16 protein-coding genes and 1 riboswitch are annotated in these 18742 nt (G+C 71.3%); of the genes, 4 read left to right on the forward strand and 12 right to left on the reverse strand.

What is annotated here, in order from left to right:
* Positions 1 to 531 precede the first annotated feature (531 nt).
* Positions 532 to 1374 (forward strand): PhzF family phenazine biosynthesis protein, encoded by an 843-nt coding sequence (locus ACSMX9_RS02310; protein WP_445399565.1) that lies wholly within the window; start codon positions 532 to 534, stop codon positions 1372 to 1374.
* Between the two features lie 4 nt (positions 1375 to 1378).
* On the opposite strand, the gene ACSMX9_RS02315 is transcribed toward ACSMX9_RS02310, so the two are convergent.
* A complete protein-coding gene (locus tag ACSMX9_RS02315) occupies positions 1379 to 2191 on the reverse strand; it encodes a CPBP family intramembrane glutamic endopeptidase (RefSeq protein ID WP_445399567.1) in 813 nt (270 codons plus the stop codon).
* 143 nt (positions 2192 to 2334) lie between these two features.
* Entirely contained in the window at positions 2335 to 3855 is a 1521-nt protein-coding gene (locus ACSMX9_RS02320) for a glutamate--cysteine ligase (RefSeq protein WP_445399568.1), read from the reverse strand.
* 533 nt (positions 3856 to 4388) lie between these two features.
* Between ACSMX9_RS02320 and ACSMX9_RS02325 the strand changes: the two genes are divergently transcribed.
* Complete coding sequence (locus ACSMX9_RS02325; protein ID WP_445399570.1) at positions 4389 to 4967, forward strand: hypothetical protein; 579 nt, start codon at positions 4389 to 4391, stop codon at positions 4965 to 4967.
* Between the two features lie 338 nt (positions 4968 to 5305).
* Complete coding sequence (locus ACSMX9_RS02330; RefSeq protein ID WP_351248548.1) at positions 5306 to 5512, forward strand: DUF5999 family protein; 207 nt, start codon at positions 5306 to 5308, stop codon at positions 5510 to 5512.
* An 80-nt stretch (positions 5513 to 5592) separates the two neighbouring features.
* Here the strand turns inward: ACSMX9_RS02330 and gcvP are convergent, their stop codons facing one another.
* Entirely contained in the window at positions 5593 to 8478 is a 2886-nt protein-coding gene (gcvP, locus tag ACSMX9_RS02335; protein ID WP_445399572.1) for an aminomethyl-transferring glycine dehydrogenase, read from the reverse strand.
* Positions 8479 to 8649: 171 nt separating this feature from the next.
* Positions 8650 to 8745, reverse strand: a riboswitch (glycine riboswitch).
* A 112-nt stretch (positions 8746 to 8857) separates the two neighbouring features.
* On the opposite strand from gcvP, the gene ACSMX9_RS02340 reads away from it, so the two are divergent.
* Positions 8858 to 9241 (forward strand): PRC-barrel domain-containing protein, encoded by a 384-nt coding sequence (locus tag ACSMX9_RS02340; RefSeq protein WP_366116974.1) that lies wholly within the window; start codon positions 8858 to 8860, stop codon positions 9239 to 9241.
* Here the strand turns inward: ACSMX9_RS02340 and ACSMX9_RS02345 are convergent.
* The 9 genes from ACSMX9_RS02345 to ACSMX9_RS02385 form a co-directional block, all read right to left on the reverse strand.
* Positions 9151 to 10590 (reverse strand): DNA polymerase IV, encoded by a 1440-nt coding sequence (locus ACSMX9_RS02345; RefSeq protein WP_445399574.1) that lies wholly within the window; start codon positions 10588 to 10590, stop codon positions 9151 to 9153. The two genes, ACSMX9_RS02340 and ACSMX9_RS02345, sit on opposite strands and share 91 nt — an antisense overlap.
* Positions 10591 to 10654: 64 nt before the next feature.
* Positions 10655 to 11293 carry a MerR family transcriptional regulator gene (locus ACSMX9_RS02350; RefSeq protein WP_445399576.1) on the reverse strand — a complete coding sequence of 213 codons (639 nt, stop codon included), beginning with the start codon at positions 11291 to 11293 and terminating at the stop codon, positions 10655 to 10657.
* Between the two features lie 223 nt (positions 11294 to 11516).
* Complete coding sequence (locus tag ACSMX9_RS02355) at positions 11517 to 11990, reverse strand: bifunctional nuclease family protein (RefSeq protein ID WP_351248538.1); 474 nt, start codon at positions 11988 to 11990, stop codon at positions 11517 to 11519.
* A gap of 95 nt (positions 11991 to 12085) precedes the next feature.
* The gene (gene ftsR, locus ACSMX9_RS02360; RefSeq protein ID WP_445399578.1) at positions 12086 to 12835 is read right to left on the reverse strand and encodes a transcriptional regulator FtsR; all 750 of its coding nucleotides are present in this window, start codon (positions 12833 to 12835) and stop codon (positions 12086 to 12088) included.
* Positions 12836 to 12848: 13 nt separating this feature from the next.
* Positions 12849 to 13682, reverse strand: coding sequence for an FHA domain-containing protein (locus ACSMX9_RS02365; RefSeq protein WP_351248534.1), 834 nt, complete (start codon positions 13680 to 13682; stop codon positions 12849 to 12851).
* Between the two features lie 189 nt (positions 13683 to 13871).
* Positions 13872 to 14771, reverse strand: coding sequence for a DUF881 domain-containing protein (locus ACSMX9_RS02370; protein ID WP_445399580.1), 900 nt, complete (start codon positions 14769 to 14771; stop codon positions 13872 to 13874).
* A gap of 5 nt (positions 14772 to 14776) precedes the next feature.
* On the reverse strand, positions 14777 to 15109 hold the full coding sequence (locus tag ACSMX9_RS02375) for a small basic family protein (protein WP_073795017.1): 333 nt from the start codon (positions 15107 to 15109) through the stop codon (positions 14777 to 14779).
* Complete coding sequence (locus tag ACSMX9_RS02380) at positions 15106 to 15936, reverse strand: DUF881 domain-containing protein (protein ID WP_351248530.1); 831 nt, start codon at positions 15934 to 15936, stop codon at positions 15106 to 15108. Before ACSMX9_RS02380 ends, ACSMX9_RS02375 begins: the two co-directional genes overlap by 4 nt.
* A gap of 201 nt (positions 15937 to 16137) precedes the next feature.
* The gene (locus ACSMX9_RS02385) at positions 16138 to 18633 is read right to left on the reverse strand and encodes a sugar phosphate nucleotidyltransferase (protein WP_445399582.1); all 2496 of its coding nucleotides are present in this window, start codon (positions 18631 to 18633) and stop codon (positions 16138 to 16140) included.
* Positions 18634 to 18742 lie beyond the last annotated feature (109 nt).

Genomic DNA, 18742 nt, shown 5'->3' on the forward strand with positions numbered 1-18742 from the left:
CGGCAGGAGAGGTCGTCGAGCGGGCGGCCAGGGGCGGGCCGTTCCCGCCGAACGCGCCAGCTAGCTCACGGCCCTGTCGGGCACGAACAGCAGTCGCCATCCGGCTGGCACGGACAACGGCGTCCGTAAGCGAGCCGGGGTGCCGAGTTCCCATGGATCAACGGCAGGAACCCGCAAAGGAGTTCGTAAGAGCACAGCGCCGCACCTCCTTGAGCAGGGCAACCGCGGCGACCGCGCGTCAGCAGGCCGGGCGGCGCAGGACCTGGCCGGGGAGCAATCTGCCCTTGACCTGCGGCGGTCAGGGTTCGGTGGGACCGACCGGCCCTTGGGTGGGACGGGACGGCCGGGCGTGACGGGTTCGTGGAGTACGGCAAACACGAGGGGCGAGCGGCTCGCGGAGCGGTGGGCGAAGACCGGCACCGACGCGCGCCACGCCCCCTGCGCACCGCTGTTCCCGCCCGCCCCGCGACCGGGCCACTGGTGCCGCATTGGCCTTGGCCGGGACACCGGGAGAACCCCTACGGTCCTGTCATGCGCCTACGAATCATCGACGCCTTCACCGACCGGCCCTTCGCCGGGAACCCCGCCGGGGTCGTCCTCTTCGGCGACCCCGCGAACCCGGCCGGCTTCCCCCGGGACGACTGGATGCAGCAGGTGGCCCTGGAGGTGAACCAGGCCGAAACGGCGTTCGCCCACCCGCTCCCGCATGGGGGCGACGCCGACTGGGCCCTGCGCTGGTTCACCCCGGCCACCGAGGTCTCCATGTGCGGGCACGCCACGCTGGCCACGGCGCACGCCCTCGTCTCCGACGGGCTCGCGGACGGCCCGGTCCGGTTCCGGGCCCGCTGCGGTGTCCTGACCGCGGCGCCGCACCCCGACGGGACGATCACCCTGGACTTCCCGACCGCTCCGCTCACCCCGGTCACCGCGTCGGAGGAACTGGTGCGGGCCCTCGGCACCGAACCCCTGTCCGTCCACGACACCGGAGCCGAGGTGGGGGACCTGCTGGTGGAGCTCCCGGACGAACGGGCGGTCCGCGCCCTCGCCCCGGACCTCACGGCCCTCGCCCGGGTGTCGGAGCGCGGCGTGGTCGCCACCGCACCGGCCGGCGCACCGGACGCGGGCCACGACTTCGTGTCGCGCTGCTTCTTCCCCCGGGTCGGCATCGACGAGGATCCGGTCACGGGGAGCGCGCACACCGCCCTCGCCCCCTTCTGGGCGGCGCGTCTGGGGCGCAACGCCCTCACCGGGCTCCAGGCGTCGGCGCGTTCCGGGCTGGTCCGCGCCGAACTCAGGGGCCCGCGCACGCTGCTGACCGGCGGTGCGGTCACCGTGTTCGACGGCCGGTTGCTCGCCCCGCCGCCGACCCGCTGATCCGTCAGGGCGCCGTGGGCAGCCAGTCCACCCTGCCGGCCAGCAGTGCGTAACCGACGAACGCACCGATGTCCAGCAGGGTGTGGGCGACGACCAGCGGACCGATCCGCCCCCACCGCCGGTACAGCCAGACGAACACCACGCCCATCACCATGTTGCCGATGAAGCCGCCGATGCCCTGGTAGAGGTGGTACGAACCGCGCAGGACCGAGCTCGTCGCCAGCGAGGCCCAGGGCGAGTAGCCGAGTTGGTCCAGCCTGCGCAGCAGGTAACCGAGGACGATGACCTCCTCCAGCACGGAGTTCTGCACCGCGGACAGGATGAGCACCGGGTACTTCCACCAGACCTCGGGCAGCGCCTCGGGCACCACCGTGAGGTTGAACCCGAGCCCGCGCACCAGCAGGTAGAAGGCGATCCCGGTACTGCCGATCACCGCGGCGACGGCGGCCCCGCGCCCGAGGTCGAACCACGGGCGGCGCCGGTCGAAGCCGAGCACCCCGAGTCCCTTGCCCTCCCGGATCAACAGATGGGCGACCAGCGCGACGGGCACCAGCGCGGAGGTGATGCCGAAGAGCTGCCAGGCCAGGTCCAGCCAGGGCCGGCCGGGCGCCGCCGAGGCGTTCATGGTGGCGGCCTGGTCCCGCAGGCCCCCCGGTTCGGTGACCGACCCGAGGAAGCTGATCAGCGCGGACACTCCGCTCGCGCCCAGGGAGAGCGCGAGGACGAGCAGGGTCTCGTCCCTCAGCGTCCGGCGCGAGAGCCGCTCCCCCGGTTCGCCCGTCCCGGGTCCCACCGCCGACCCCGCTACCGTCTGCACCCGTGCCTCCCGCTGCGTGACGCCGTCATCCCTGGCCGCACGGGACCCCCGGCCCCGCCCGCAGCGCCCATCCTCCCCCGAACGGGTCCCCGGACCGTGCAGGGGCCACCTCGCGGGGCGCAGGGGCGAGCGGGGCCGCCGGATCAGCCCAGGGGGAGGGCGGGGCGCGGCAAGCCGACCGGCCAGGCGTGCACCGGGTCCCCCGCGTGCATCAGCTCGCAGTAGCGCCGGGTCGTGGCGGCCAGCGCCGCGTTGCGGTCCATGCCTCCCGCGAGGGCGCGGTGGAAGGTGGCCGCCTGCCACGAGGCCCCGTTGGCCCGCCTGCGGCACCGCTCCTCGATCACTCCGAGGTACAGGTCGCGGTCGGCGGGGGTCACGCCCCAGGCGTCCAGCCCCGCGGCGGCCAGCGGCAGCAGTTCGTCCAGGACGAGGGCGGTGGCGGCGATCCTGCGCACGCCGCCGTGCCGCCCCGGGCGGGGCCATCGCAGTTCGGCCTCGATCCCGTGCCGGCAGGCGTCGTCGAAGTTGGCGGCGGCCTCCTCGAAGGACAGCCTGCTCCACACAGGGACGGCGTCCTCGGCCAGTGCCCGCACCACTCCGTAGTAGAAGGCCGTGTTCGCGACGACGTCGACGACCGTCGGCCCGGCCGGCAGCACCCGGTTCTCCACCCGCAGGTGGGGCACCCCGTCGGCGACGCCGTACACCGGGCGGTTCCACCGGTACACGGTGCCGTTGTGCAGTACCAGTTCGGCGAGCGAGGGCACCCCGCCCCCGTCGAGCACCTTCAGCGGGTCCTCGTCGTCGCAGATCGACAGCAGCGGCGGGAAGAACCGCAGGTTCTCCTCGAACAGGTCGTACGGCGAGTCGATCCAGCGTTCCCCGAACCAGGTGCGCGGCCGGACGCCCTGGGCCGCCAGCTCCGGCGGACGGGTGTCGATGGACTGCTGGAACAGCGGCGGCCGGGATTCGCACCACAGTTCCCGGCCGAACAGGAAGGGCGAATTGGCCCCCAGGGCGATCTGCACCCCCGCCACGGCCTGAGCCGCGTTCCACACCCCCGCGAACCGGGCCGGGGTCACCTGGAGGTGGAGTTGCACCGAGGTGCAGGCGGCCTCGGGGGCGATCGACTCCGAGGTGCAGGTGAGACGTTCCACGCCGTCGATGTCGAGGAGGAAGCTCTCTCCCCGGGCGGCGACGATCTGCTCGTTGAGCAACGTGTAGCGATCCGCCTCGGAGAGGTTCGCCGGCACCAGGTCACCCTGGGTGAGCGTGGGGAGGATCCCGATCATCACGATTCCGGCATCGACTTCGTTCGCCTTCCGGTGGGCGTAGGAGAGACCGGTGCGGAGTTCTTCCGCCAACTGGTCCAACACCCGTCCGCCGAGCCGGTGGGGCGCGATATTGACTTCCAGGTTGAACATGGCCAGTTCGGTCTGGAAATCCCGGCTCGCGATCCGTTCGAGGACTTGCGCATTCATCATCCGCGGCAACCCGTCCGGCCCGGCGAGATTGAGCTCGATCTCCAGTCCCATGAGGTTCTTGGGACGGTCGAAGCGCTCCTCGTCCAGGAGTCGCCCGAGCCCCGTCAGACACTGTCGGAGCTTCTCCCGGTACCGCTGCCGATCGGACAGGTCGACCACACCCGCTACGACCTTCTCCCCCATCGAAGTATTCCCTCCTCGAAGTGGGCAGCCCACCGTCTGGCCGCGTCGTCCTCGGGGATGATGCCCAGACGCGGCCATCGGTAACGTCCCGCCGCCGCCACCTGGCCCCGCCACCACGGGCGTGTTCCGCATTGGGCGCTTTCACGAGGCAATGGACGCTGCGCACGGGAACACCCACAAGGTCGAGCAGAAGGGATAGCCGCGCTCTCGCAAAGCCTGCCGAATTGTGGCGCAAAACGGCAAGGAGAATCAGCCGCCCCACCCCACAAAACAACACGAGGTCACAGAGTCGAACGCATCGCGAATGGGGATAAAAAAGCCCGACCCACCGGCCAGAAGACCTCTTGCTCGGGCCGGTTCGATCAGCTAGCCGAATCATCGAACGAACGCGCATCGTATAAACTTCGCTACCGAGGCAGAGAGTTGGCGTTCGCGGCCCTGTCCCACCGCTCCCGCTTCCTCTGACCCCGTGCGCTGACAGTGCTGTCCGCGCTTCCTGGTTCCGCCTGCCGGTGAATGAGAGGCGACCCACCATGCCGCTGGTCTATCCCCCAGCCCCCGCGCCCACTCTGAGTAGCGTCATCACGGCACTGGGATCCCCCACCGCCGTTCACGAGGCCCGCACCCCCACCCTGCGTTCCGCGCAGGGCGCCGTCGCGGCGGAACTCCCGCTGCCCGTCCACGTACTCGACCGACTCGTGCCCGGGACCCGCGCCAGCCTCGCGGGCTGGCGCTACACGATCCGGTGCGACGGCAGGTCGGTGGCCGCAGCGGACACCGTCCTCACCCCGGACGGCTGGGTCTTCTCCCACTTCTTCGAGGGCCCGTACATCGCCTCCACCGAACGCGCCGTGCGCCAGGCGGAATCCCTCCAGACCCCCCACCAGCCCCGACTGCTGTCGCTCCCCGGCTTGTACATGCTGACCCTGTGGCTGCACGGCGACCCCGCGGCGGACCCGGCGGTGGGCAGCCCCGCCCCCGACGACCTGCTCGTCCCCCTGGCGCCGGCGCCCCCGGGGGTGCCGGCCCACCGCGTCCACCGGGTGGACGAACTGCTGCCCGCCCTGGGGCACCGGCTCGCGCCGGCACCTCCGCTCGCCGCGCCGGCCTGACCCGCTCTGCGAGGGACCCCACGGCGTCCCGTGGTTCCCGTGCGCGACCGGCGGCCCCGCTGCTCACTCCGAGCACCGGGGCCGTTCCCCTCCGTTTCCGGCCCAGACGGACTAGCCCTTTCCGACCATGGCGAACCCTCCTTTGGGACAGGCCATGTGGGCTGAACCATCCTTGCGGGTGATACGCGTCTAGCGAGTAAGAACCGGCTGCGACGAAATCCCTGCGGAATCACGCCCGTGCGGCAACACTGGAATCAGACCGACGACACGGGCGGCGGCACGTCTCCTCGTTCCGCCGCAGCACGGACGTCACACCGCAGCGAAAGAGCGCTTCCACCATGTGCCAGCATCAGCCATCGTGCCCGACGGCGGAGTCCGCCGACCGTGAGGCCGCGCTCGCCGTGGCCCACCGCCCCGAACAGGGGTGGAGTCTCCTCTGCAACGGCGTCCTGCACTTCGAGGACACCGGTGAACTCCTACCCAACGGCGAAGTCATCGCGCCTCGTCGCCCACTGGGCGCGGACGGGGTGATGACGGCGGCCTGAGCCCGCCGGTGCTGACGGACCGGTCGGGCGACCCGTGGCCGCCCGACCGGTCCGTCAGCATGTCAAGCCCTGCCGGCGGTTCACTCCCCGTAGGCGTCCACCGGCGGGCAGGAGCACACCAGGTTGCGGTCGCCGTACGCCTGGTCGATCCGCCGCACCGGCGGCCAGTACTTGTCCGCGGGCGACACCCCGGCCGGGAAGACCGCCACGTCCCGCTCGTAGGGGTGCTCCCACACGCCGGCCAGGGAACGTGCGGTGTGGGGCGCGTTGCACAGCGGGTTGTCCTCGGCCGGCCACTGTCCGGACGCCACCTTCTCGATCTCCGCCCGAATGGCGATCATCGCCTCGCAGAAGCGGTCGAGTTCCGTGAGGTCCTCGCTCTCGGTGGGCTCGATCATCAGGGTGCCCGCCACCGGGAACGACATCGTGGGCGCGTGGAAGCCGTAGTCGATCAGCCGCTTGGCCACGTCGTCGACCGTCACGCCGGTCGCCTTGGTGAGCGGCCGCAGGTCGATGATGCACTCGTGGGCGACCAGACCTCCCGGACCGGTGTAGAGGACCGGGTAGTGCGGCTCCAGGCGCTTGGCGACGTAGTTCGCGGACAGCACCGCCACCTGGGTGGCCCGCTTGAGCCCTTCACCGCCCATGAGGCGCACGTACGCCCAGGAGATGGGCAGGATCCCCGCCGAACCCCACGGCGCGGCCGAGATCGGCCCCACGCCCGTGTCCGGTCCGGCCGCCGGCTGGAGCGGGTGGTTCGGCAGATGGGGTGCGAGATGGGCTCGCACCGCCACCGGCCCGACCCCGGGCCCGCCGCCCCCGTGCGGGATGCAGAAGGTCTTGTGCAGGTTCAGGTGCGAGACGTCGCCGCCGAACCGCCCCGGCTTGGCCAGCCCGACCAGCGCGTTGAGGTTGGCGCCGTCGACGTAGACCTGGCCGCCCGCATCGTGCACGGCCGCGCAGATGTCGGCGACGTGCTCCTCGAACACCCCGTGCGTCGACGGATACGTGATCATCAGGACGGCCAGTTCCTCGCGGTGCCGCTCGATCTTGGCCCGCAGGTCGTCGACGTCCACCTCGCCGTCGTCGGCGGTCGCCACGACGACCACCCGCATCCCCGCCATGACCGCGCTCGCCGCGTTCGTCCCGTGCGCCGAGGAGGGGATCAGGCAGACCGTGCGCTGTTCCTCCCCGCGCGCCCGGTGGTAGCCGCGCACCGCGAGCAGACCGGCCAGTTCGCCCTGCGACCCCGCGTTCGGCTGGAGGGACACCTTGTCGTAGCCGGTGACCTCGGCGAGCCGGTCCTCCAGTTCCCGGATCAGCGTCAGGTACCCCTGGGCCTGCTCGGCGGGGGCGAAGGGGTGCAGCTGCCCGAACTCCGGCCAGGTGACCGGTTCCATCTCGGTGGTGGCGTTCAGCTTCATCGTGCAGGAACCGAGCGGGATCATGCCCCGGTCGAGGGCGTAGTCCCGGTCGGAGAGCCGGCGCAGGTAGCGCAGCATCGCCGTCTCGGAGCGGTACTGGTGGAAGACGGGGTGCGTCAGGTAGTCGTCGGTGCGCAGCAGCGCCGCCGGCAGGGCGTCCGGGACCGTTGCGTCCAAACCCTCGACGTCGGCGTCGGCTCCGAAGGCGGTCCAGACCGTCCCGAGTTGCTCGCGGGTGGTGGTCTCGTCGCAGGCCACGCCGACGTGGTCGGCGTCCACCAGCCGCAGGTTGACCCCGTCCTCGCGGGCCGCGGCCACGACGGCGGCGGCCCTGCCGGGCACCCGTGCCGTCACCGTGTCGAAGAACGCGCCGTGCACCACCTCGACACCGGCGGCCCGCAGGCCCGCCGCGAGGACCGCGGCGTGGCGGTGGGTGCGGCGGGCGATGGTCCGCAGGCCCTCCGGCCCGTGGTACACGGCGTACATACCGGCCATCACGGCGAGCAGCACCTGGGCGGTGCAGATGTTGCTGGTGGCCTTCTCGCGGCGGATGTGCTGTTCGCGGGTCTGGAGCGCGAGCCGGTAGGCGCGGTCGCCGTCGCGGTCGACGGACACGCCGACGAGCCGGCCGGGCAGGTTGCGGGCGAACTTCTCGTGCACCGCCAGGTAGCCGGCGTGCGGGCCGCCGAAGCCCATGGGCACGCCGAAGCGCTGGGTCGTGCCGACGGCGATGTCCGCGCCCAGTTCGCCGGGCGGGGTCAGCAGGGTGAGGGCGAGCAGGTCGGCGGCGACGGTGACGACGGCGCCCAGTTCGTGGGCCTGTTCGATGACGGGGCGCAGGTCGAGCACGGCCCCGGAGGCCCCCGGGTACTGGAGCAGGACGCCGGTGACGCCCCGCTCGGCGACCTCGGTGGGGATGCCGGCGGTCAGGTCGGCGACGACGACCTCCACCCCGGTGGGTTCGGCGCGGGTTCGGATGACGGCGACCGTCTGGGGCAGGGTGTCCGCGTCGACGAGGAAGACGCCGCCCTTGACCTTGCCGACCCGGCGGGAGAGCGCCATGGCCTCGGCGGCGGCGGTCCCCTCGTCCAGGAGGGAGGCTCCGGACGTGGGCAGCCCGGTCAGTTCGGCCACCGTCGTCTGGAAGTTCAGCAGGGCCTCCAGGCGGCCCTGCGAGATCTCCGGCTGGTACGGCGTGTAGGCGGTGTACCAGGCCGGGTTCTCCATGACGTTGCGGAGGATGACCGGCGGGGTGAAGGTGCCGTAGTAACCCAGGCCGATCATGGAGCCGAGGACGTCGTTGCGGTCGGCGAGGGAGCGCAGTTCGGCGAGGACCTCGGCCTCGGTGCGGGCCGCCGGCAGGTCGAGCGCCTCGGCGTTCTTGATGACGTCGGGGACCGCGGTGGCCGTCAGTTCGTCCAGCGAACCGTACCCGACCTGGGCGAGCATCTTGGCACGGGCTTCCGCATCGGGGCCGATGTGGCGCCGCTCGAACGGAATGCCCTGTTCGAGCTGGGAGAGCGGGGGACGGTTGACAGTCATTGCGGGGGCCTCCTGGTCGGTACGACCTGCGAGGGGCACCATGACGCGGGTGCCCGGACGGCCTCCCCCTCTGTCATCTCAACCTGAGAGCTTCACCGGGCGCGCGGCCCGACTTTCACCGTCGGTGAGGGCGGAGGTCCGGAAACCGCCCGCCCTGCTTTCCAGAGTGACCTCACCCGCGCGGTACTGGGGCCTGAGAGATTCCGGGGAGGATTTGCTCCTTCGGCGCCCCCGACCGTGGCCGGGGAGCTCTCCCGCACGGGGTCGACAGCCGCTTCCAGCCTACCAGCGGCTCTTCGCACGGGGCTTCGAGTGGCCGCCTGCGGAAATGTGCTCTTTCGTGGTGCTGACGGATGAGTTGCGACGAGCTGGAGGGCACGTGCAGACCGACATCGATCCGCGCAACCTGATCGGCCGCAAGGCGTTCGACCTCCACGGTACGAGGATCGGCACCGTGGACGAGGTCTACCTCGACGACGCCACGGGAGTGCCGGAGTGGGCGGCGATCCGGACGGGTCTGTTCAGCCGGGACGCGTTCGTCCCCCTGGAGCCCAGCGAACTGGTGGCGGGCACCCTCCGGGTTCCCTTCGAGCGCGCCCTGATCAGGGACGCCCCGGACTTCGGCGTGGGACGCCACCTCTCCCCCGAACAGGAGCTGCGGCTCTACCACCACTACGGGCTCGACGTGGCCTCCCCCGGCCCCGATGTCGGCGAGTGGGCCGCCGGCCCGGGGGACGAGCCCGAGCCGTCCGGGGAGCGGTAACCGTCCGCCACCAGGGGGACCGGGTCGGAGGGGGTGAGGTCGGGGTCGTCCACGGCGAAGGTCCGCACCCGGCCCGGCGGGGAGTCCGGGGTCTCGAAGCGCACCGTCACCCGCCCCACCCCGCTGCCCTGGACCCAGCCCGGCCCGTGGACGGCGTGGTGGACGTCGTGTCCGGCCGCCCACCGGGAGGACGCGCGGGCGGGCGACGCGGGGTCCTGCGGGCCTTCGGCCCCCGGATCGGCCTCCGCGTCGTCGGGCACCTCGGGCGGGTGCTCCCCGGCTGCCTGCGCGAACAGGTCCTCCTGGGTGTAGTCGGCGAGGCCGCTGACGCCCACGCCGAGGAGCCGCACGCCGCCGGTGGTGTCCACCGACTCCAGCAGGCGGCCGGCCGCCTCGCGGACCACCCTGGGGTCGTCGGTGGGGCCGCGCAGCGTCTCGGAGCGGGTGAGCGTCGAGAAGTCGTAGCGGCGCACCTTGAGCACCACGGTGCGGCCCGAATGGCCGGAGTCCCGCAGCCGTCGCACGCACCGTTCGGCGAGCCGTTGCACCTCCAGCCGCACCCGGGTCCGGTCGTGGATGTCGACGTCGTACGTGTCCTCCACGGACACCGACTTCGTCTCCCGTTCGGCCACCACCGGCCGCTCGTCGCGGGCGAGGGCCATCGCGTACAGGCCCGCCCCGTGGGCCTTGCCCAGCAGCCGCACCAGTTCGTCCTCACCGGCCTCGGCGAGTTCGCCGACGGTGCTGATGCCCGCCCGGCGCAGGTGGTCGCCGGTGGCGGGCCCCACCCCCGGCAGCACCCGGACCGCCATGGGGGCCAGCAGGGCCCGTTCGGTGCCCGCCCGCACCAGCAGCAGACCGTCCGGTTTGGCCTCCTCCGATGCGATCTTGGCGACCATCTTGGAGGCGGCCAGCCCGACCGACCCGGTCAGCCCCGTGGCAGCCCGGATGTCGGCGCGCAGTCGGGTGCCCACCGCGCGGGCGGACGCCTCGTCCCGGGCCGTGTCGCCCGCCTCCAGGTCCACGAAGGCCTCGTCCAGGCTGAGCGGCTCCACCAGCGGGGACAACTCCCGCAACATGCTCATCACCCGGTCGCTGATCTCCCGGTAGAAGCCGAAGCGGGGCACCAGGTAGGCGGCGTTCGGAGCGAGCCTGCGGGCCTGGGCCGTGGGCATCGCCGAGCGGACCCCGAACCGGCGTGCCTCGTAGGACGCGGTGGCCACCACCCCCCGCGGGCCGATGCCGCCCACCACCACGGCCTTCCCGCGCAGGCTGGGCTTGGCGGCCTGCTCCGCTGAGGCGTAGAAGGCATCCATGTCCAGGTGCAGGATGGTGGGCTGGTTCCTCACCCCTCCGATGCTGCACTACGGCGGTGACAACGCCCCGGCGACCCGGGGGCGGCCTCCCGCGAGGTCAGCCGGCGCGGTTGCGGCGCCGGGCGAGCTCGTCCGCCGGATTGTGGCCGATCAAGGTCTCCCCCGTGTCGACGCGCTCGCCGTGCAGTTGGGACAGGGCGCTCTCGACGTCCTGCCAGACCACGCCGACGGCGATGCCGAAGACGCCCTGGCCGCCCTGGAGCAACTTGTGCACCTCGTCGGGCGAACTGCACTCGTAGACGGTGGCGCCGTCGCTCATCAGCGTCAGCCGCTCCAGGTCGCGGAATCCGCGCTCCCGCAGGTGCTGGACGGCCGCCCGGATGTTCTGGAGGGACACGCCCGTGTCCAGGAACCGCTTCACGATCTTGAGGACGACCACGTCCCGGAAGCTGTACAGCCGCTGGGTGCCGGAGCCCTGTGCAGGCCGAACGCTGGGCTCCACCAGACCGGTGCGGGCCCAGTAGTCCAACTGGCGGTAGGTGATGCCGGCGGCGGCACACGCGGTGGGACCCCGGTAGCCGAGCGGTTCCGCGGCGCGCCGGGCGTCGTTCTCGGGCACCGGGAGGGGACGGGGCGGCACCTGGCCGACCCGACCGTCGTGGAGCGCGTACGGGCCGCCTTCCCCCAGGATCCGTCCGGGGGCACCCCCAGCCGTACCGTCGCCGCTGCTTCTCACGCCGACCTCCGTCCTTGACCTGCCCTCACGACGGTAGGCAGTCGCTCGGAGTGCGTCAACGATCGCCACACTCGCCACGCCGAGTGATAATCACCCTACGAGTGGTTTCCCGTGTCCGGTTGCGGGGAAAGGCTAGCCGAATGCGGTGAGAGGGCCGTCCCGGGACCGGGACGCCCCCCACCGTCCGGACGCTCGCACCGGCGGCGCGGGCCCGACGGTCCGGTCACTGGCTGTTGGTGCCGAAGTCCTCGGGGGAGATCTGGTCGAGGAACTCGCGGAACTTCTCCACCTCGTCCTCCTGCTCGTCGGGGATGGCGATGCCCGCGTCGGCGAGCACCCCGTCACTGCCGTAGATCGGCGTTCCCGTGCGCAGGGCCAGCGCTATGGCGTCCGAAGGGCGCGCACTGACCTCGACACCGCTTGCGAAGACCAGTTCCGCGTAGAAGACGCCTTCGCGGAGGTCCGTGATGCGCACTTCGCTCAGCTCCTGGCCCACGGCCTCCAGCACGTCCTTGAACAGGTCGTGGGTCAGCGGACGCGCGGGAGCCATGCCCTGTTGGGCGAAGGCGATCGCCGTCGCCTCCCCGGGCCCGATCCAGATGGGGAGGTAACGGTCGCCTCCCACTTCACGCAGAAGCACGATCGGTTGGTTGGAGGGCATTTCGACCCGGACACCTACGACGTCGAGCTCGTTCACACAGCAACCCTAGGCCGTGCCCGGCACCTTTGGGTAGTCGGGCACTCCTCCTGGCCCTCCAGCAGGCCGTTCCGGTGCCGTGGACGGCCGGTCGCTCAGGGCGACCGCACCCCCAGGGCCGCGTGCACCAGCACGGTGTGCAGCCGGACGGTGAGCCCGGCAAGCTCCCGGGCGCGGGCCTCGGCATGGGCCCGGGTCTGGGGGTTCCGGTGCATCCGCAGGGGCGCCACGACCTGGTCGACGAGACCGGCCTCGCGCTCGGCGGAGCCCTTCATCGCCCTCAGGTGCCGGGGCTCGATCCCGAACCGGCCCAGTTCCTGGACGAGGCCCGCCACGGTGACGGCCGAGGCGTCGTAGCTGCCGTCGGGCAGCGGAGCGAGCAATCCGTAGGACTCCCACTCGGCGAGCCCGTCCTCCCCGATGCCGACGGCGGCCATCAGCTCCGCACGGCCCACCCGGGCCGCCGTGGGCGCGGTCCCCGGAGCCCCGGGCCCCGCCGGGTCCTCGTCCGGGGTGTCACCCGGTCGCCCCAGGGACGGCAGCTGGACGGCCTCGCCCCGTTCCAGGGCCTGCACGTACTCGCGGATCACCCGCAGCGGCAGGTAGTGGTCCCGCTGCAACCGCAGGACCTGGCCGAGCCGCTCCACGTCCTGCACGCTGAACTTGCGGTACCCGGACGGGGTGCGCTGCGGTTCGACGAGTCCCTCCGACTCCAAGAAACGGATCTTGGAGATGGTGACCTCCGGGAACTCGTCCCGCAGCGCGTTCAACACGGCGCCGATGCTCAGCAGGCGACGGCCCGCCGCGGCGGTGCCGTTGCCGGCACCGCCCGGTGTGTGCACCATGGACCTTCCCTGGTCAGACACCCCGCTGGCTCGCGTAGAAGACCAGCCGGTACTTACCGATCTGCACCTCGTCGCCGTGGGAGAGCCGAACGTTGTCCACCGGCTCACGGTTGACGTACGTGCCGTTGAGGCTGCCCGCGTCGGCGACCGTGAACGAGCCGTCCTGAGCACGTCGGAACTCGACGTGCCGCCGGGAGACCGTGATGTCGTCCAGGAAGATGTCGCTCTGCGGGTGACGCCCCGCGGTCGTCAGATCACCGTCGAGGAGGAAACGACTGCCCGAGTTCGGCCCCCGTCGCACCACCAGGAGCGCGGAACCGAAGGGCAGCGCGTCGACCGCCGCCTGCGCCTCGGGCGACAGGGAGGGCAACTGGGTCTGCCCGGTCACCTCCGAGTCGTACGCCTCCAGGCCGGAGATCGAAATGGTCGAGGTCGTCTCCGAAGGCCGCTCGGCGCCACCGCGCAGAGGCGCCCCGCAGTGCGAGCAGAAACGGCTCGCCTGCGCGTTCCGGCTGCCGCACCTCGTGCACACCAGGTCCATGGACGGACCGCCCTCCTGCCCCCCGCCCGGAGGCTGGGAGCCGTACGGACCGGCGGCGAACCCACCGCCCGCGCCCGGGGCCGACTGCTCCCCGAAACCTATGGGCGCGGAGGTGGCGGGGTCAACGGGAGACGCGCCCCGTCCACCCGGGACGTCACCGCCCGGAGCACCCACCTGATCGCGGAACAGCGGACGCTCACCGGACTGCGCCTCGGCGTCCCCCTGCCGCGGGGCACGGTGCCGGGCCGTGGCGTTGCCACGCTCCTCGCGTGCGCTCTTGCCGAACAACTTCGCAAACAACTTCACGGGCGATTCCCCTTGACCGAAACAGACCCGCCCGTGGGGCAGGACGAACCCTGAGTACACACACCTGCCGACCCGGACACCTTCACAACGTCCGTACCCACCAGACAGTTTCCACCACGCACCGCGCTTCCGGTGCGCCGACCCCCCGCAATCACGCGCCCTCGCAAAGTGACCGAGGCGTTCCCCGGCTCACCGCGAGGACGACCGAGCGTAGTCAGGCCGCTGCGCCGGCCGCAAGGCATCCACGACGATCTTCTTCGAGCGCGTCACGGTCACGTCGGCCTGCTCCTTCTCCAGAGTCTGCACCACGCCGCCGGGAATGTTGAGCGCCGGTTCGAGGTCCTGCGGCCTGCCGATGACCTTGAAACGGTAGGGGGGACTGATCCCGGTTCCGTCCACGCTCACTCCTTCTCCCTTGCCGCCCGTCAGATACGTGCCGGCTACCACCCGGACCCCGTTCAGTTGGATCGCCTCGGCGCCGGCCGCACGCAACTCCTGGACGGCGTCCAGGAGCATGCGGGCCTCCACCGCTGCCCGGGAGTCCGTGACGACCACCGTGATGCCGGGTCCTTCGGCGCCCACGGTGCCCGCCAGCACCCCCAGCTGCTTCTCCCTCTCGACGGTCTGCTTGCGCGCCTCTTCCGCCTGGTCCGAGCTGTTCTCCAGCTCGGACCGCTGGCCCTGGAGACGCTGCTTCTCCTCTTCTAGACGTTGGGTCCGGTCATCCAGTTCATCGAGGATCCGCACCAGATCCTCCTGCCTGGCGCCACGGAGCACACTACTGTCGCTGGTGGCCGCCACCTGGACGGCGAGGCCGAAACCGAGCCCCGCCAGCAGCAGTGCCACGATCAGTTGCGCCCGGCTGAAGCGCGGCGGCCACAACCCCTTGACCAGGCGTTGACGGCCCGTCAGGCCCGGGGGAGCCCCCTCGGGGGCGCCTTCTCCCGGCCCCCCGGCCACGGGTCCCACCGGCACTTCCGCGGGCAGTTCCTCACGGAGCGGCCACCCGGAGCCGGACCGCCGGGCGTCCCGTCCCGCGGAACGGGTGCCCTCGTCGGGGCCGCGCCCCTCGCTGCCGTCTGAGTTCATCCGCCTCACGCCCGGAAGACGTGCCGCCGGATCGCGGCGGCGTTGGAGAAGATGCGGATGCCCAGCACGACCACCACACCGGTCGACAGCTGGGCGCCGACGCCCAACTCGTCGCCCAGGAACACGATGAGTGCCGCCACCACGACGTTCGACAGGAACGACACCACGAACACCTTGTCGTCGAAGATGCCGTCGAGCATCGCCCGCAGGCCGCCGAAGACGGCGTCGAGCGCCGCGACCACGGCGATCGGCAGATACGGCTCGACCACCGCGGGGACTTCGGGTCGGACCAGCAGTCCGGCCACGACTCCCAGGACGAGGCCCAGTACGGCGATCACGATGTGCCCTTCTCTGTTCTCGGCTGTGCGGTACGGACGATCACGCTCGGTGCCGCCGGCAACCGCAGGTCCTTGTGTACGGAAATCCCGGTCCTGATCCCGAAGTTCTCCTGGAGAGCGTTGAGGTACAGGCCGTCGGGACTGTTCTGGAACCGGGTGCTCAGCCGCTCCCCGTCCCCCACCGCGAGCACCGTGTACGGCGGGACCAGGGGCCGGTTGTCGACCAGCACCGCATCGCCGGCGGCACGGATGGCGGACAGCGCCGTCAACCGCTGGCCGTTGATCGACACCGCCTCGGCACCGGAGTGCCACAGGCCGTTGACGACCCGCTGGAGGTCACGGTCCTTGACCCGCCCGGTGTCGGAGAAGCCGGAGGTGCCGCGCGGGCCGTCGCCGTCGACGTCGGCCTCCTTCGCGTCGTCCACCGTCAGCTTGACCCCGGGTCCGTGCACGGCGGAGGAGCCCGCCAGGACGCCGATGAGGTCGTCGGGGCCGGTCTCGTGCCGGAGCGCCTCGCGACGACGGTCGTGCACGTCGTCCCGCAGGTCGTCCACGTTCTTCTGCAACTCGTCGGCGGCGGCGGTTTCGGCCTCGACCCGGTCGATCAGTTCCTCCCGCTCCTTCGCGATCACCGGAGCGGTGGCCCGGGCCTGGGCCGCACCCACCGTGACCACGAGGGCTGCCAGGACCAGCCCGCCGGCGAGCCCGAGGCGGGCCCGGAGCGTCTTCGGAAGCCCGCCGGATTCGCCCTGCGCCCGCTTGCGGGCGGCCGCCTCCGCATAACCGTCGTCGAGGCTGTGGTCCATGACGTTGGTCAGCAGGGACATGGACGCGTCCGGGCGCCGGGGACGCGAAGCAGTACTCCGAACAGGGGGCGGCTGCGGCATGCCGCACATCGTCGCACGTCGGTGCCCATTCCTCCGAATGGCCCTGTCCGGCCGCCGGACGGGGCGGTTCGGCGACGCCGGCGTCCACTCGAAAGACGTACCCGGGCGGGTCGTGCGACGGCCCGCCCGGGTGACCTCCGCTCAGCTGCCGGCGCCCTCCACGACCGCCGACCACTCGTCCAACAGCGCCTGGGCGGACGCGTCGTCGGGGCCCTCGGCCCACAGGTGGGTGACCGCTTCCGCGCGATCCGGGAGGACCAGCACCCACCGGCCGTCCGCCTCGACCACCCGGACCCCGTCCGTGGTGTCCACGGACCGGTCCCCGGCTTCCTCGACCACGCGCCGCATCACCAGCCCCTTGACCGCCCACGGGGTGGCCACGTCCCGCTTCAGGACGTGCGCCCGCGGAATCCGGGCATCGATCTGACTCAACGTGAGCTGGGTGCGGGCCACCAGACCGATGAGTCGGACGAAGGCCGCCGTGCCGTCGAAGACGCTGCTGAACTCGGGCACGATGAACCCGCCGCGGCCGTCGCCGCCGAAGATCGTCGTCTCCTCACGTCCCACCCGGGTCAGGTCGTCGGGGGTGGTCGTCGTCCAGTCGACCTGGGTGCCGTGGTAGGCGGCGACCTGCTCGGCGATCCGGGTGGTGGTCACCGGCAGTGCCACCCGACCGCTGCGCCGTTCCGCGGCGACCAGGTCCAGCATCACCAGGAGCGCCCGGTCGTCCTCGACGATCCGCCCCTTCTCGTCCACCAGGGAAAGCCGCTCGCCGACCGGGTCGAAGCGGACGCCGAAGGCCGCCCGGGCGGAGGCCACGATCTCGCCCAGCCGCACCAGCCCGGAGCGCCGGGTCTCCGCGGTCTCGGTGGGCCGTGCTTCGTCCAGCCCCGGGTTGACGGTCAGCGAGTCGACGCCGAGCCTGCCCAACAGGCTGGGCAGGACCAGTCCGGCGCTCCCGTTCGAGGCGTCCACCACGACCTTCAGCCCGGATTCGGCGATTCCCGTGGTGTCGACGTTGCGCAGCAGGGACCCGGTGTACGAGTCGAAGACGCTCGACGGGAAGTGCAGGTCCCCGATCTCGCCGGGGAAGGCACGGCGGTACTCCTGGCGTGCGTAGACCCGGTCGAGTTTGCGCTGGCTCGCCTGCGAGAGGTCGGCGCCCCGGCCGTCGAAGAACATGACGTCGACCGAGTCGGGCACTCCGGGCGAGGTGCGGATCATGATGCCGCCGGCGCTACCCCGCGCGGTCTGCTGCCGCGCCACCGGAAGCGGGACGTTCTCCAGGTCCCGCACGTCGATGGCACTGGCCTGGAGCGCGGAGATCACCGCGCGCTTGAGCGCGCGGGCTCCCCGGGAGTGGTCACGTGCGGTGGTGACCGTCGCCCCCTTCTTCAGGGTCGTGGCGTAGGCACCCGCGAGGCGTACGGCCAGTTCGGGGGTGATCTCCACGTTCAGGATGCCGCTGACGCCCCGCGCCCCGAAGAGGTGGGCCTGACCCCGCGACTCCCAGATGACCGAGGTGTTGACGAAGGCGCCCGCCTCGATGGTCTTGAAGGGGTAGACCCGTACGTTGCCCTGGACGATCGATTCCTCGCCGACGAGGCACTCGTCGCCGATGACGGCACCGTCCTCGATGCGCGCCGCCCGCATGATGTCGGTGTTCTTGCCCACCACACAGCCGCGGAGGTTGCTGTGGTCCCCGATGTACACGTTGTCGTGGAGCACGGCCTTGTGGAGGAAGGCCCCGCTCTTCACCACCACGTTCGAGCCGACCACCGTGTGCTCGCGGATCTCGGCGTTCGCCTCCACCTTGGCGTAGTCCCCGATGTACAGCGGGCCCCGGAGGACCGCGTCGGGGTGGACTTCCGCCCCTTCCGCCACCCACACCCCGGGGGAGATCTCGAATCCGTCCAGGTCGACGTCGACCTTGCCTTCGAGGACGTCGGCTTGGGCCTTCACATAGCTCTCGTGGGTGCCGACGTCCTCCCAGTACCCCTCGGCGATGTAGCCGTAGACCGGCTTGCCCTCCTTCATCAATTGGGGGAAGACGTCCCCGGACCAGTCGACGGACGCGTCGGCCTGGACGTAGTCGAAGACCTCCGGCTCCATGACGTAGATGCCGGTGTTGACGGTGTCGGAGAACACCTGGCCCCAGGTGGGCTTCTCCAGGAACCGTTCGACCCGGCCTTCCTCGTCGACGATGGTGATGCCGAATTCCAGCGGATTGGGCACTCGGGTGAGGCAGACCGTGACGAGCGCCCCCTTCTCCTTGTGGAAGGCGATCAGCTCGGTGAGGTCGAAATCGGTGAGCGCGTCACCGGAGATGACGAGAAAGGCGTCGTCCTTCAACGCCTCTTCCGCGTTCTTCACGCTTCCCGCGGTACCGAGCGGCTTCTCCTCGTTGGCGTAGGACAAGTCCATGCCGAGTTCTTCACCGTCGCCGAAGTAGTTCTTGACGAGGGAAGCCAGGAACTGGACGGTGACCACTGTCTCGGTGAGCCCATGCCTCTTGAGGAGCCTGAGCACGTGCTCCATGATGGGGCGGTTCGCCACCGGCAGGAGCGGCTTGGGCATGCTTGAGGTCATCGGACGAAGGCGTGTGCCTTCGCCTCCGGCCATCACGACGGCCTTCATGTCGGAAGCGTCCTCCTTGAGAGACGACGGTCTAGCCGACTGCGAGCCTTCTCATTGTCCCGCACGGATGCGTTGCGGGCCATCAGGCCACCGCCCAGGCGTCATCGGT

It is taken from the genome of Streptomyces sp. LE64 (assembly GCF_052606915.1).

Excerpts from the sequence above, each read along its gene's own strand:
- ACSMX9_RS02310 (WP_445399565.1), top strand. The coding sequence starts at position 532 with ATGCGCCTACGAATCATCGACGCCTTCACCGACCGGCCCTTCGCCGGG.
- ACSMX9_RS02320 (WP_445399568.1), bottom strand. The coding sequence starts at position 3,855 with ATGGGGGAGAAGGTCGTAGCGGGTGTGGTCGACCTGTCCGATCGGCAG.
- ACSMX9_RS02325 (WP_445399570.1), top strand. The coding sequence starts at position 4,389 with ATGCCGCTGGTCTATCCCCCAGCCCCCGCGCCCACTCTGAGTAGCGTC.
- ACSMX9_RS02330 (WP_351248548.1), top strand. The coding sequence starts at position 5,306 with ATGTGCCAGCATCAGCCATCGTGCCCGACGGCGGAGTCCGCCGACCGT.
- gcvP (WP_445399572.1), bottom strand. The coding sequence starts at position 8,478 with ATGACTGTCAACCGTCCCCCGCTCTCCCAGCTCGAACAGGGCATTCCG.
- ftsR (WP_445399578.1), bottom strand. The coding sequence starts at position 12,835 with ATGGTGCACACACCGGGCGGTGCCGGCAACGGCACCGCCGCGGCGGGC.
- ACSMX9_RS02370 (WP_445399580.1), bottom strand. The coding sequence starts at position 14,771 with ATGAACTCAGACGGCAGCGAGGGGCGCGGCCCCGACGAGGGCACCCGT.
- ACSMX9_RS02380 (WP_351248530.1), bottom strand. The coding sequence starts at position 15,936 with ATGTCCCTGCTGACCAACGTCATGGACCACAGCCTCGACGACGGTTAT.
- ACSMX9_RS02385 (WP_445399582.1), bottom strand. The coding sequence starts at position 18,633 with ATGAAGGCCGTCGTGATGGCCGGAGGCGAAGGCACACGCCTTCGTCCG.